We start from the raw sequence: 14,105 nt of genomic DNA, 5'->3' as shown, positions 1-14,105 counted from the left end.
ACAACATAAGCTGATCTAAAATTATCTAATAACTTATACGAATGTAAACAATGCGTGGGAATACGCTTTATGGGAAACGTTAATAACGCTTAATAAACTCTAGCAAACGGTTGTTTGCTGGCATTTCGTGATCGGTAATCAATTCAAGACACGCTTTTGCTGCTAGTTGGCAGATCCATTCAAAATCTCGAATACCGCGGGTGTTGTCTTTCACTTTTAACCATTGGTCAAACTCTGCATTTGACGGTGATGTAAACTCACCATGGTAGTTAAATGGTCCATAAATACACAGCGTGCCATTTTGCGCTAAATAGCGATTCACTTTATCAAAAAACGCTTCTACAAGTTGAGGGCTAACAATATGCAAAGTATTGGCGGTAAATATGCCATCGTATTGTGCTATTTGCCAAGGCTCTGCAATATCAAGTGCTAGCGGCGGCAATAAGTTAGGTGATGGAAAGGCATCAAGCCATGCCATCATACCTTGATGATTTGCTAACACATCGCTGGTTTGCCAACTAAGGTGAGCAAGTGCAGGGGCAAAATACACCGCGTGTTGCCCACTGCCTGAACCTATCTCTAAAACACTGGTTGCATTAGAAAATGCCGATTTAAGAATGGATAAAATCGGATCTTTATTATTCTCACAGGCTTTAGAGTAGGGTTGCATACTATTTCTCTGAAAGTAACGAAAGGAAGAAAGCGAGCACTAGCGCACGCTCTTTTAAGCTTTTAAAACGCCCAGATGCGCCACCGTGACCACTGTCCATATCGGTTTTAAATAACAGTAGGTTATTATCTGTTTTGTACTCACGTAACTTAGCAACCCATTTCATCGGTTCCCAATACTGAACTTGCGAGTCATGAAAGCCGGTAGTTACTAAAATATTCGGGTAGTCTTGCGCGCTAATATTATCGTATGGCGAATACGCTTTAATCCATTCATAGGCATCGCGTTCATTTGGATTGCCCCACTCATCATATTCATTAGTCGTAAGTGGAATACTTTCATCTAACATGGTGGTTAACACATCTAAGAAAGGAACGGTGCAATCAATACCTAAATAAAGCTCTGGCGCTTGGTTAACTACAGCGCCCATTAATAAACCACCAGCACTGCCGCCCGAAGCAAATACTTTATCTTTAGCACCGTAGCCACTTTCAACCAGCGCTCTTGTTACATCGATAAAATCATTAAAACTATTTTGCTTATGTTGCATTTTACCTTGCTCGTACCATTCGCGGCCAAGCATTTCAGAGCCTCGAACATGCGAGATAGCATAAACAAACCCTCTATCGAGCAAGCTTAGATTATGCGCCGAAAAGTTAGGGTCGATGGTAATGCCATAAGCGCCATAACCATATTGGTACAGCGGATTTGTGCCATCTTGCTTAAACATGTCTTTGCGGTAAACCAAGGATACTGGAATATCGACACCATCGCGGCTAGTGATCATCAAGCGCTCAGCTTGATAATTAGCTGCATCAAAATCACCCAGTACTTTTTGTTGCTTAAGCAAACGTTTTTCACCGGTGTTTAGATCAAACTCAAATAAGCTACTTGGCGTAGTTAAACTTGAATAGAAAATACGTGCAGTGTTGGTGTCTGGCTCTGGGTTATCACCAATTCCTGCAAAAAAGCATGGGTCGTCAAAGGCAAGGGCAAAGTGCTCACCGTTATTTGGGTAGATAACAAAACGAATTTGGCCCAATTCGCGCTCTGTCACGACTTTAAACTGAGTAAATAATTCAACACCTTCCACCAGTACATTAGTACGGTGCGCAACAAATGATTGCCACAGTGATTTGTCTTGAATAGTTTGCGCGGTAGCAGTAAAAATACAAAAGTTCTTCGCCTGCCAGTTGGAATAAATAACGTATTCGTCGCCCAGCTTATCAATATCGTAAATATGGTTTTCTTCACGGGGAATTAAGCGTTTAAACTCGCCAAGTGGATTGTTAGCATCTAGCACTAAGCAATCGGTAGTTTCGGTAGCGGCAAGATCTATCATCAGCAGGCTATCGTCACGGCTTTTGCCAAGCCCCATGTAAAAACTGTGATCATCTTCTTCATAAACCAGCACATCATCATTTTGTGATGTACCCAACACATGACGGTAGACTTGATAGCCCAGCAAAGTTTGTAAGTCCTTCCTTACATAAAATACCGTTTTATTATCATTAGCCCAAATAATTTGGCCTTCTGTATTTTCAAGTACATCATCTAAATAGGTATTTGAATCAATATGCTTAAAACGTACAGTGTAAATGCGGCGGCTATCGGTATCTTCTGAATACGCGAGTAATTCATCATTTGGGCTAATGCCAATTTCACCTAAGTCGTAAAACTCATGTTCACTAGCAAGCACATTAACATCTAATAAAAGGGTTTTATTGTCGCCAGTCGCACTGGTGGCTCGGTAATGACGCGCATATTCTTCGTCACCAGTTACTTCGCTGTGATACCAATACTTGCCGTCTTTTACTGGTACTGTGCTGTCATCTTTTTCAATGCGCCCTTTAAGCTCTTCAAACAATTCGGTTTGCAGTGTTTCACTTGGTTTTAATACTGCATCGCAATAGTTATTTTCAGCGATTAAGTGATCAAGCACGGCTTGGTCAGCGCGTGCGTCATCGCGCATCCAGTAGTAGTTGTCTATGCGTTCTTGATTGTGTGAACGAAGTGTTTTTGCTGTTTTAGTCGCAATTGGTGCATTAGCTGTACGGTCTAAACGTAAAGTTGTCATGGAGTGAGCAATAAACCCAAAATATTAGCGTTAGTAATAGCCGCAGTTTAGCAAAATTAAGCATCGTTAACATTAAGTTACTTTTTACGTTTTAAATCCATTTTTGCTTTGGGTAGACTCATTTATTGATAAAAACAAAAAATTTCACTTTGAAGGTACCAAGGGAAACACAATGAAATTAAAGCTACTTACACTTGCTGTAGCACTAAGCTTCGCCACCAGCGGCGCAGCAATGGCAAAAGACGACAAGAAAAAAGACGAAAAGAAAGATAAAACACTTGCAGAAATGCTTGAGAAAAAAACAGCTTCTGAAGGGTTATTTAATCTTTATCAAGATAAGAAAACCGGCGAAACCATGATGGTGATTAGTGAGGCAAACTTAAATAAGCCTTACGTTTACTTTGCACATACGGTTGACGGTGTAATTGATGCAGGCCACGTACGTGGCTCTTACCGCGAAACCAAATTAATTGAGTTCCGCCGTCACTTCGACCGCATTGATATTATAAGCAAAACACCACGCTATAAGTTTGATCCTAATAATGCAATTGCTAAAGCAAGCGATGCAAATATCAGTGAAGCTGTATTAGCAAGCTTAAAAATTGAAAAAGAAGAAGAAGGCAAGTTTGCGCTTAAAGTAGATAAGTTATTTAAAAGCGAAGCACTGCATAAGGTATCTCCTTGGAAACGCGCAAATGATAAAAACGCTAGCAAGCGTTTTAACCCAGGTAAGCTAGACGACAAAAAATCGCGTATTCTTAGTAACCGCAACTACACCAATAATTTAGATATTGTTGTTGATTATGTATTTAAAAATGCTAACCCAAGCGTTCGCGGTACACAGTCAGTAACGGATCCGCGCACGGTATCAATTAAAGTGCAGCACTCATTTATTGAATTGCCACAAAACGATTACCAACCACGTAAAGATGATTCACGCGTTGGCTATTTTGGTCAGCAATTTGACGACATGACGACTAGCGACTGGGCGCCATATCAAGATTACATTAACCGTTGGAATCTCGTTAAAAAAGACCCTAATGCCGCGATTTCTGAGCCTGTTGAGCCAATTACGTGGTGGATTGAAAACACCACACCTGTTGAATGGCGCGAAACAGTAAAAGAGGGTGTATTAGCATGGAACTTAGCATTTGAAAAAGCGGGTTTTAAAAACGCTATTGAAGTAAAAGTACAGCCGGACGATGCTGATTGGGATGCAGGCGACATTAACTACAACGTATTACGTTGGACTTCTTCACCACGTCCTCCATTTGGCGGTTACGGTCCATCACTTGCTAACCCGCTAACAGGCCAAATTTTAGGCTCTGACATCATGCTTGAATACGTGTTTATGAAAAACCGTTGGATGATGGACAGCTTATACAGCCAAGCGGCGTCATCAAGCGCTCATAACCATGAGATCGCAAGCCAAGAAGGGTTACATTGCAGCCAGGGCCATGAATTACAACAGGGCATGATGTTAGCTAACTCGCTAGCAACAACCGATATCGAGAAGAAAGAAATTTTAGAGCAAGGCTTAAAGATGCTTATTCTTCACGAAGTTGGTCATACGCTGGGTCTTAACCACAATATGAAAGCGTCTATTTTGTGGGATGAAAAAGAAGTTCATGACAAAGCTAAAACGCAAGGTATTTTAACCGGTTCAGTAATGGACTACACGCCTGCGAACATTGCACCAAAAGGCATGAGCCAAGGCGATTACTTCCAAGATAAGCCGGGTCCTTACGATGATTGGGCAATTGAGTATGGTTACTCACAAGGTTTAACTGATGCAGCGGCAGAAGCGGCGCGTTTAGAATCAATTTTAAAACGTTCTAGCGAACACGGATTAGCATTTGGTAATGATGCCGATGATATGCGCGCACCAGGTCGTCATATAGATCCACGCGTAATGATTGGCGATATGTCATCAAACGCTGTGGCGTATGCTAAAGATCGTATGGAATTAGTAAACCAAACATTCGGTAAACTTGAGCAAACAGCGCTAAATGACGGTGAGTCGTATCAAGAGCTGCTGATCAAAGCAAATATGCTATTTGGTCAATACCGCGCTCAAGCAGGCGTTGTATCGCGTTACATTGGTGGTGTTTACGTAGAGCGTGACAATGTAGGTAGCAATACACAGCCTTACACGCCAGTGCCACTTGCGAAACAAAAAGAGGCGATGAACGTACTAACTGATTTAGTATTTGCACCAGATACACTATCAGCAATGGAACCTCTGCTTAACAAGATGCAACACCAGCGTCGCGGCTTTAGTCATTATGGTAAAAACGAAGATCCTAAGTACCACGCTATGGTACTTCGCATGCAAAAGAATGTATTAGCTCAGCTATTACACCCAAATGTAATGACGCGTATTTCGGATACCACAAAATACGGTAACGAATACGATGTGAACAGCTTCTTAAATGACTTAACCGCTGCCGTTTTTGTTGATGCAAAGTCAGCGTCATCAGTAAGCCACAACGTACAAACTGAGTATGTTCAGTCGTTAATTAAGATTGCGGGTATCAACAAGCCATCAAAGCACGACAACTTGGCAAAAGCAGCCGCATTTAAGCAACTACAAGATATTCAAGGTGCAAGCCTATCTTGGGGCGCTTCAGATGCTGCTAAAGCACAAAAAGCCTATATTGATATGCTAATTGAGAAAGCATTAAAAGCGTAACGCTCTCTCGGTAAAACAAAAAGGCGCTCATTTTGAGCGCCTTTCCTTTATAAATTATAAAGATTAATCATAAACTGTTGGGATTGGCTGACGCTTATGCTGGGTACGCTTATAAATCGCAATCAGTTTTTCCTCAACTTCATTCGATACTTCTTCTCCTTCTAAGAAGTCATCAATCTGATCGTAGCTCACGCCAAGTGCATCTTCATCAGCAAGGCCTGGGCGATCACACTCTAAATCAGCAGTTGGCGTTTTGGTTACCAGTAATTCTGGTGCACCAAGTGTTTTAGCTAACAAGCGAACTTGACGCTTAGACAAACCAAACAACGGCGCTAAGTCACATGCACCATCACCAAACTTAGTATAAAAACCGGTAATGTTTTCAGCACTGTGATCTGTGCCAACCACTAAACCTTGCGTTAATCCGGCAATTTCATATTGCGCTATCATGCGCTGACGTGCCTTTACGTTGCCTTTGGTAAAATCAATTGCACTTTGAGCTGGTGGCTCAATTCCTGCTGTTTCAAGCGCAGCAAGAGCCTCGGTATGCATACCATCGGTTGCAGGCTTAATATTTACAGTGACACGCTTTGATGGCTGAATAAAATCTACCGCCAGCTGCGCTTCATCTTCATCTGCTTGCACACCATAAGGTAAACGCATTGCAATAAACTGATATTTATCTGTAGCTTGCTCGTTATTAAGCTCATCAATGGCTAACTGACACAGTTTGCCACACGTTGATGAGTCAACACCACCAGAGATACCAAGCACTAAACTGCGTGTACCTGACTCCACCAGCTTAGATTTAATAAAAGCAATTCGACGTGTAATTTCTGCTTGTGGATCGATTGAGGGGAGTACCTTCATTTCAGCCATGATTTCAGCGCGCACTGTTTATCTCCAATGTTATAAACCTAGATGTGATTTTATCTCTGCAAGTTCGCTGCGTAATTGAGCGACTTCTAATCTTAATTGTGCCATTTCATCACTTTGATGGCTAGCCACAACCGTCGATTGCGCATTCGAATTCACTGCCGTTAGTTCAGAAATATCGACATCACCAAATAAATGCATAAAACGCGATTCGCGTTTACCAGGTTCGCGTTCCAACTTCACAACATATTCTTGTTCCGCTAATGCGTTAAGGGCACTTTCTACTTCAGTCACATTGCTAAACTCGGCTAAACGGTTAGAACGCGTTCTAAGCTCGCCAGGCGTTTGTGCACCGCGTACCAACATTAAGCAAACAATCGCCTTTTGCTGATCGGTTAGCTTTATTGAACCGAACTCTGTATTACAAAAGCGATGGGCATATTTACTCACGCGACCCGACAACCCTTCATCAACTGTCACTAAGCGTTTTGCAACAAGTGAATCTAAGCCTTCTTGTACGTCAGATTCCGACAAAGCCATTACAGGCTCACGATTTGATTTTTGATTACAGGCGTTAGTCAGGCTATTGAGCGAAAGAGGGTACTGATCTGGCGTGGTTTGTTGTTTTTCTAGTAAGCAGCCAATAATGCGTTGTTCAACTGGCGTTAAATTGAGTTCCATCTTACTTCCTTGAGTAACAAGTTGTGATTCTTATATACCTCAATTTAGAAAATGAAAAAACAAAAAACCCGCCAATTGGCGGGTTTTTTACTAAACCATGTAAGGTTTTGGTTACTTCTTGCGCATAGACTGAAGTACTTTGATTTGTGCAATCGCTTTTGAAAGCTCAATCGCCGCTTCAGCATAGTTGAAGTCTGCAGCAGATGCGTTCGCCATGTGCTCTTCAGCTTGACGCTTCGCTTCTAATGCAGTTGCTTCATCTAGGTCTTCTGCACGTGTTGCAACATCAGCAAGAACGGTTACAGTGCCTGGTTGTACTTCTAATGTACCACCCGCGATGTAAATCATTTCTTCTTCACCGTGTTGCTTAACAAAGTTAACCATACCAGGCTTTAGGGGTGTTAGTAGTGGTGCGTGGCCGTGTAAAATACCTAGCTCACCTTCACTACCTGATACTTGAAGTGATTCAACGCGACCAGAGAAAATTGTCTCTTCTGCGCTTACTACGTCAAGATGTATAGTCATTGCCATAACAGCCCCCTAATTACATGTCTTTGGCTTTTTCGATCGCTTCGTCGATTGAACCAACCATGTAGAACGCTTGCTCTGGAAGATCGTCATAGTCACCACCTAGGATGCCTTTGAAGCCCTCAAGAGTATCTTTCAGTGATACGTATTTACCAGGTGCACCTGTGAATACCTCAGCTACGAAGAATGGCTGAGATAGGAAACGCTGGATCTTACGAGCACGTGATACAACTTGCTTATCTTCATCAGATAGCTCGTCCATACCTAGGATTGCGATGATGTCTTTAAGTTCTTTATAACGCTGAAGAACTGTTTGAACGCCACGTGCAATGTCATAGTGCTCTTGACCAATTACTAATGGGTCAAGCTGACGAGATGATGAATCAAGTGGATCGATCGCTGGGTAAATACCTAGTGACGCGATATCACGAGAAAGTACAACTGTCGCATCTAAGTGAGCGAACGTAGTCGCTGGCGATGGATCCGTTAAGTCATCCGCAGGTACATATACTGCTTGGATAGACGTGATTGAACCAGTCTTAGTTGATGCGATACGCTCCTGAAGTACACCCATTTCTTCAGCTAGTGTAGGCTGGTAACCTACCGCTGATGGCATACGACCTAGAAGTGCTGATACTTCTGTACCCGCTAGTGTGTAACGGTAGATGTTATCAACGAAGAAAAGTACGTCGCGACCTTCGTCACGGAACTTCTCAGCCATTGTAAGACCTGTAAGAGCAACACGTAGACGGTTACCCGGTGGCTCGTTCATCTGACCGTAAACAAGCGATACTTTATCAAGTACGTTTGATTCGTTCATTTCATGGTAGAAGTCATTACCCTCACGAGTACGCTCACCAACACCTGCGAATACTGAGTAACCGCTGTGCTCGATTGCGATGTTACGGATAAGTTCCATCATGTTTACTGTTTTACCAACACCCGCACCACCGAAAAGACCAACTTTACCACCTTTAGCGAATGGACATACAAGGTCGATTACCTTGATACCAGTCTCTAAAAGTTCAACTGAGCTGCTCTGATCTTCGTAGCTTGGTGCTTCACGGTGGATAGAGTAACGCTCTTCTTCACCGATTGGACCCGCTTCATCAATTGGGTCACCAAGTACGTTCATGATACGACCTAGTGTCGCTGTACCAACTGGAACCTTGATAGGCTCGCCAGTTGTGTCTACTTCAGTACCACGACGTAAACCGTCAGTAGTACCTAGTGCGATACCACGTACCACACCGCCGCCAAGCTGCTGTTGAACTTCTAAAGTCAAACCAGCAAGCTCACCGCTTGTTACTTTTAGTGCGTCATATACGGCTGGCACGTTGTCTTGTGGAAACTCGATGTCCACAACGGCGCCGATAATTTGGACGACCTTACCTAAACTCATGTCTATTCCTCTCGTTAACTTTGCCAACCGTTAAACGGCTGCTGAACCTGACACGATTTCACTAATTTCTTGTGTAATCGCGGCTTGTCGTGCTTTGTTGTATACCAGTTGTAACTCATCAATTAAGTCACCTGCGTTGTCTGTTGCGGCTTTCATCGCAACCATACGTGCAGCTTGTTCAGATGCAGCGTTTTCAACAACACTCTGATATACCTGAGACTCGATAAAGCGTTTAATAAGAGTTTCTAAAATTGCCTCTGGGTTTGGCTCATATAAGTAATCCCAAGAGTGGCTAGAAACTTCTTCGTCAGCTTTAGGCAAAGGTAATAACTGATCGATCACTGGCTCTTGCTTCATAGTGTTTACAAAGTTGTTGTAAACAACAAACAAGCGGTCAATTTTTCCTTCAGAGTATGCATCAAGCATAACTTTTACAGGACCAATTACGTCCTGAATTGAAGGAGCATCACCAAGCCCTGCTCTGCTTGCTAATAGCTCACCGCCAAAACGCTGGAAAAAGCCTGCTGCTTTGCTACCTAGGGCAGCAAATTCAGCGTCAACGCCTTTTTCTTTCCACGCTTTAACGTCTAGTGCAACTTTCTTAAACTCGTTTGAGTTTAAGCCGCCACATAGACCGCGGTCAGTAGAAACAATAATGTAACCAACTTTCTTTACATCACGTTCTTCTAAAAACGGGTGTTTAAAGTCTAAGTTAGCCTGAGCAACACGACCGATCACTTTGCGTATATTTTCAGCGTATGGGCGGCTTGATGCCACGCGATCTTGTGCCTTCTTCATTTTAGAAGCGGCAACCATCTCCATTGCGCTGGTGATCTTCTGAGTATTTTTAATACTCCCGATCTGTGATTTTATCTCTTTTCCGCCGGCCATGACTTATCTCCGAATCAGTGGTGACCGAAGTCACCATTAATAACTTACCAAGTTTGTGTAGATTTACACTTCTCTAAAAGCTCTTTAAGTTGAGCTTCGATCTCGGCGTTGTAGTTACCCGTTTCGTTGATTTCAGTCATAAGCGCTGAATATTCACTGTTAGCGAAAGAGATTAACGCAGCTTCGAAATCAAGTACTTTGTTGATTTCGATGTCTTTTAGATAACCTTTTTCAGCAGCGAATAATGACAGAGACATTTCAGCAACAGACATTGGAGCGTACTGCTTTTGCTTCATTAGCTCAGTAACACGCTCACCATGCTCTAATTGAGCACGAGTTGCATCGTCAAGGTCTGACGCAAACTGTGAGAACGCTGCTAGTTCACGATACTGTGCTAGCGCTAGACGGATACCACCACCTAGTTTCTTAACGATCTTAGTTTGTGCTGCACCACCTACACGAGATACCGAGATACCAGCGTTAACCGCTGGACGGATACCTGCGTTGAATAGGTCAGTTTCTAGGAAGATCTGACCATCCGTGATTGAGATAACGTTTGTCGGTACGAACGCAGATACGTCACCACCTTGAGTCTCAATGATTGGAAGTGCAGTTAATGAACCTGTCTTACCTTTCACTTCACCGTTAGTGTACTTCTCAACGTAATCAGCGTTTACACGTGATGCACGCTCTAGAAGACGTGAGTGAAGGTAGAATACGTCACCTGGGTATGCTTCACGGCCTGGTGGACGCTTAAGTAGTAGTGAGATCTGACGGTAAGCAACAGCTTGCTTAGACAGGTCATCATATACGATTAATGCATCTTCACCGCGGTCACGGAAGTATTCACCCATAGTACAACCAGCAAATGGCGCTAGGAATTGTAGCGCAGCTGATTCAGAAGCAGATGCAACAACAACGATAGTGTTTTCAAGTGCACCGTGCTCTTCTAACTTACGTACTACGTTAGCAATTGTAGATGCTTTTTGACCAACCGCTACGTACACACACTTAACGCCTGTGTCTTTTTGGTTGATGATAGCATCGATTGCTAGTGCAGTTTTACCAGTCTGACGGTCACCGATTACTAGCTCACGCTGACCACGACCTACTGGAATCATCGCATCGATAGACTTATAACCAGTTTGTACTGGCTCGTCTACTGATTGACGCTCGATTACACCTGGTGCAATCTTTTCTACAGGTTCGAAACCTGCAGCTTCAACAGCGCCTTTACCATCAATTGGCTCACCTAGTGTGTTAACAACACGACCAAGTAGTTTAGGGCCAACTGGTACTTCAAGGATACGACCTGTTGCTTGTACTTTTACGCCTTCTTTAAGGTCTGCGTATGGACCCATTACTACTGCACCTACTGAGTCGCGCTCAAGGTTTAGTGCGATAGCATAACGGTTGCCTGGAAGCTCGATCATCTCACCTTGCATACAGTCAGCTAGACCGTGAATGCGGATGATACCGTCAGTAACAGATACAATCGTACCTTCGTTACGTGCTTCACTTACAACTTCGAACTGCTCAATACGTTTTTTGATTAGTTCTGAAATTTCAGTGGAATTAAGTTGCATGCTCTTCTTCCCAATTACGATTGTAGTGTTGTTGAAAGACGATTTAGCTTGCCGCGTACTGTTCCATCAATCACAGTATCGCCAGCTTTAATCACTAGACCGCCCATAGTGTTAGCATCAACACTACAATTCAGCTTAACTTTGCGTGCGAAGCGTTTTTCCAATGCTGCGCTAAGAGTAGCTTTCTGCTCTGCAGAAAGCTCAGTTGCAGAAACCACGTCAACGTCGATTTCTTTGTCATATTCTGATTTAAACTCAGCATATAACTTAGCAACAGCAGGAATAGCGGCTAAACGCTCATTTTCGGCCATTAGCTTGATAAGATTCTGACCCAGTTCGTTGATCTGCTCAGCACCAAGCTTGATGATTACATCAGCTTGCTCTTTTGCAGATGGGATGCTTGAAAGTAAGGCTTTAACCTGCTCATCGCTAGCTAATGCGCCAGCGAAGAACAGCATTTCATTCCAACTTTCTACAGCACCTTTTTCAACCGCTAGGTCAAAAGCCGCTTTCGCGTATGGGCGAGCGATGGTAGTCAATTCAGACATGCTCATACCCTCCTATTAAAGCTGCGCAACAAGTTTTTCAACGATGTCGCTATGTGCCGCTTCATTGATCTCGCGCTCTAAAATTTTCTCTGCGCCAACAACTGCTAGAGTAGCAACTTGTTTACGTAGTTCTTCTTTAGCACGGTTACGCTCAGCTTCTACTTCTGAGTGACCTTGAGCAATGATAGCTTGACGCTCCTCTTGACCACGAGATGTCTCGTCATCAACGATTTGTGTCGCACGCTTTTTAGCTTGTTCAATAATGTCAGCTGCTTGCGCTTTCGCTTCTTTAAGCTGGTCAGCTGCTTTCTGCTGAGCAAGCTCTAAGTCTTTTTCAGCTCTGTCTGTAGCAGCTAAACCTTCTTCAATTTTTTTCTGGCGAGCTTCAATTGCGCCGTTTAGCGGTGGCCATACATATTTCATACAGAAAAGTACGAAAACCGTAAACGCAATTAATTCACCAATTAGAGTGGCAGTTAAGTTCACGACCGCTCCTCCTTAAATAGTTTGCTGTTCAACGATTAATAAAATTAAAGTACGAACAACAATACCATTGCGATACCTACACCGATCATTGCTACCGCATCGATAAGACCAGCTAGGATGAACATTTTAACTTGTAGTGAAGGCGCTAGTTCAGGCTGACGTGCACATGCTTCTAGGAATTTACCACCCATGTTACCGAAGCCGATTGCAGTACCGATAGCACCGAAACCGATAAGTAGAGCCACAGCGATGTACTTAAGACCAATCATTAGTTCCATTTTTATCTCCAAAATGTAAATTAAAAGTTAAATTAAAAAAGTGTATAAATTAGTGGTTGTCTGAGCTTGCCATGCTTAGGTAAACAATCGTCAGCATCATAAATACGAATGCTTGAAGAACGATAACTAAGATATGGAAAACTGCCCAAATAAAGTGTAATGGTAACTGCATTAAGCCAACTGCACCGATTAGGATGAAGATAAGCTCACCTGCATACAGGTTACCGAATAAACGTAGTGCTAGTGAAAACGGCTTAGCAACTAACGCAATTGTTTCTAAAAGAAGGTTACACGGAATTAAGAACAACATACCGATTTTGTTCTTAGTGCTGAATGGGTGAAGCGTAAGTTCAGCAAGGAAACCTTTGATGCCTTTAATTTTTACTGAGTAACCAATCATCAGCAAGAATACACCTAGCGCTAATGCAGCAGTTAGGTTGATATCTGTGGTTGGTACTATCTTCATGTAGACATCGTGTGGATCCATACCAAACGCTGATTCGCCAACAAAGCCAGCAAACGCAGGTAAGAAGTCAACAGGAATTAAGTCCATTAGGTTCATTAAGAAAACCCAAACAAAGATGGTCAGTGCAAGTGGTGCAATTAACGCGCTCTTACCGTGGTAAGTATCACGTACATTGTCACCAACAAACTCCACAATCATCTCAATGAAACATTGAAACTTACCCGGTACACCGGTAGTTGCTTTGTTTGCTGCGCTTCGGAAGATCCATAAAAATAAGATCCCTAATCCGATAGACCAAGCAAGGGTATCGATATGCCACGTCCAGAAACCACTGTCAGCACATGCTTTGTTGAAGGCAAGACCAGATTCGGTCGAACACATCTTAGCATTTGTTAAGTGGTGCTGAATGTGACTCGATAGAGTTACTTCTTCAGCCATGTTTTATCCCAAAAGTTAATGAAAAAAAATCGGTGCAAACCAGCTCACAATCATCACCAACACATAAACCGAGAAAAATGGTAACAACACCACTGTTGACGACTTAAGTACCAGTGCGAATAGCAAAATGGTTAATAAATACTTTAATCCAGCTCCTCGTTTAATCGAGGAATATACTTGTTGTACTTGTCTGGCCCCTGCAAAGCGAAACGCATAAAGGGTATATACAAAATTGGGAAGCAACGCGACAAATCCGCCAATTAACGCCGATTTACCCGCTAACACTCCCCAACCAAGCCAAACTACTAACGCACTCACAAGTGCTACTACGCCCTGCAAATAAATAAACTTCAGTGCTTTGGTTCGTAAAGGTTTTGCTAAAGAATTTGCCACAAAAATAATCAACCTTCACGATGCACAATGAAACAGGGTACAAAAAACTGGCAAAATTATACTTATTTTTGCCAGATTTGCAACTTGAAAGCC

At 42.8% G+C, this 14,105-nt stretch carries 14 protein-coding genes; 1 reads left to right on the top strand and 13 read right to left on the bottom strand.

Annotated features, from left to right (window positions below; all coding sequences use genetic code 11):
- Nucleotides 1-79: 79 nt before the first annotated feature.
- Both AC2IOM_RS04465 and AC2IOM_RS04460 read right to left on the bottom strand, forming a co-directional pair.
- Nucleotides 80-670 (bottom strand): DUF938 domain-containing protein, encoded by a 591-nt coding sequence (locus AC2IOM_RS04465; protein WP_486359230.1) that lies wholly within the window; start codon nucleotides 668-670, stop codon nucleotides 80-82.
- 1 nt (nucleotide 671) lies between these two features.
- On the bottom strand, nucleotides 672-2,747 hold the full coding sequence (locus tag AC2IOM_RS04460) for a S9 family peptidase (RefSeq protein WP_486359229.1): 2,076 nt from the start codon (nucleotides 2,745-2,747) through the stop codon (nucleotides 672-674).
- Nucleotides 2,748-2,919: 172 nt separating this feature from the next.
- Between AC2IOM_RS04460 and AC2IOM_RS04455 the strand changes: the two genes are divergently transcribed.
- Nucleotides 2,920-5,439 carry a zinc-dependent metalloprotease gene (locus tag AC2IOM_RS04455; protein ID WP_486359228.1) on the top strand — a complete coding sequence of 840 codons (2,520 nt, stop codon included), beginning with the start codon at nucleotides 2,920-2,922 and terminating at the stop codon, nucleotides 5,437-5,439.
- Between the two features lie 63 nt (nucleotides 5,440-5,502).
- Here the strand turns inward: AC2IOM_RS04455 and nadE are convergent, their stop codons facing one another.
- The 11 genes from nadE to AC2IOM_RS04400 all read right to left on the bottom strand — a co-directional run bounded on the left by nadE (nucleotide 5,503) and on the right by AC2IOM_RS04400 (nucleotide 14,012).
- Nucleotides 5,503-6,333 carry an ammonia-dependent NAD(+) synthetase gene (nadE, locus tag AC2IOM_RS04450; RefSeq protein ID WP_486359227.1) on the bottom strand — a complete coding sequence of 277 codons (831 nt, stop codon included), beginning with the start codon at nucleotides 6,331-6,333 and terminating at the stop codon, nucleotides 5,503-5,505.
- 15 nt (nucleotides 6,334-6,348) lie between these two features.
- Nucleotides 6,349-6,996 carry a YceH family protein gene (locus AC2IOM_RS04445; RefSeq protein WP_486359226.1) on the bottom strand — a complete coding sequence of 216 codons (648 nt, stop codon included), beginning with the start codon at nucleotides 6,994-6,996 and terminating at the stop codon, nucleotides 6,349-6,351.
- Nucleotides 6,997-7,107: 111 nt separating this feature from the next.
- Nucleotides 7,108-7,527 (bottom strand): F0F1 ATP synthase subunit epsilon, encoded by a 420-nt coding sequence (locus tag AC2IOM_RS04440; RefSeq protein ID WP_105173040.1) that lies wholly within the window; start codon nucleotides 7,525-7,527, stop codon nucleotides 7,108-7,110.
- Nucleotides 7,528-7,540: 13 nt separating this feature from the next.
- The gene (gene atpD, locus AC2IOM_RS04435) at nucleotides 7,541-8,926 is read right to left on the bottom strand and encodes a F0F1 ATP synthase subunit beta (protein ID WP_105173039.1); all 1,386 of its coding nucleotides are present in this window, start codon (nucleotides 8,924-8,926) and stop codon (nucleotides 7,541-7,543) included.
- 30 nt (nucleotides 8,927-8,956) lie between these two features.
- Nucleotides 8,957-9,817 carry a F0F1 ATP synthase subunit gamma gene (gene atpG, locus AC2IOM_RS04430; RefSeq protein ID WP_010561334.1) on the bottom strand — a complete coding sequence of 287 codons (861 nt, stop codon included), beginning with the start codon at nucleotides 9,815-9,817 and terminating at the stop codon, nucleotides 8,957-8,959.
- Nucleotides 9,818-9,861: 44 nt separating this feature from the next.
- A complete protein-coding gene (atpA, locus tag AC2IOM_RS04425) occupies nucleotides 9,862-11,403 on the bottom strand; it encodes a F0F1 ATP synthase subunit alpha (RefSeq protein ID WP_010561333.1) in 1,542 nt (513 codons plus the stop codon).
- A gap of 14 nt (nucleotides 11,404-11,417) precedes the next feature.
- Nucleotides 11,418-11,951 (bottom strand): F0F1 ATP synthase subunit delta, encoded by a 534-nt coding sequence (gene atpH / locus AC2IOM_RS04420; protein ID WP_010561332.1) that lies wholly within the window; start codon nucleotides 11,949-11,951, stop codon nucleotides 11,418-11,420.
- A gap of 15 nt (nucleotides 11,952-11,966) precedes the next feature.
- Complete coding sequence (gene atpF, locus AC2IOM_RS04415) at nucleotides 11,967-12,437, bottom strand: F0F1 ATP synthase subunit B (protein WP_010561331.1); 471 nt, start codon at nucleotides 12,435-12,437, stop codon at nucleotides 11,967-11,969.
- A 44-nt stretch (nucleotides 12,438-12,481) separates the two neighbouring features.
- Complete coding sequence (atpE, locus tag AC2IOM_RS04410; protein WP_010561330.1) at nucleotides 12,482-12,715, bottom strand: F0F1 ATP synthase subunit C; 234 nt, start codon at nucleotides 12,713-12,715, stop codon at nucleotides 12,482-12,484.
- 49 nt (nucleotides 12,716-12,764) lie between these two features.
- Nucleotides 12,765-13,619 carry a F0F1 ATP synthase subunit A gene (atpB, locus tag AC2IOM_RS04405; RefSeq protein WP_486359225.1) on the bottom strand — a complete coding sequence of 285 codons (855 nt, stop codon included), beginning with the start codon at nucleotides 13,617-13,619 and terminating at the stop codon, nucleotides 12,765-12,767.
- Between the two features lie 15 nt (nucleotides 13,620-13,634).
- Nucleotides 13,635-14,012 carry an ATP synthase subunit I gene (locus AC2IOM_RS04400; protein ID WP_010561328.1) on the bottom strand — a complete coding sequence of 126 codons (378 nt, stop codon included), beginning with the start codon at nucleotides 14,010-14,012 and terminating at the stop codon, nucleotides 13,635-13,637.
- Between the last annotated feature and the right edge of the window lie 93 nt (nucleotides 14,013-14,105).

Source organism: Pseudoalteromonas sp. NS-SX12 (genome assembly GCF_057367955.1).
This window is presented reverse-complemented; position numbering and strand designations above follow the sequence as displayed.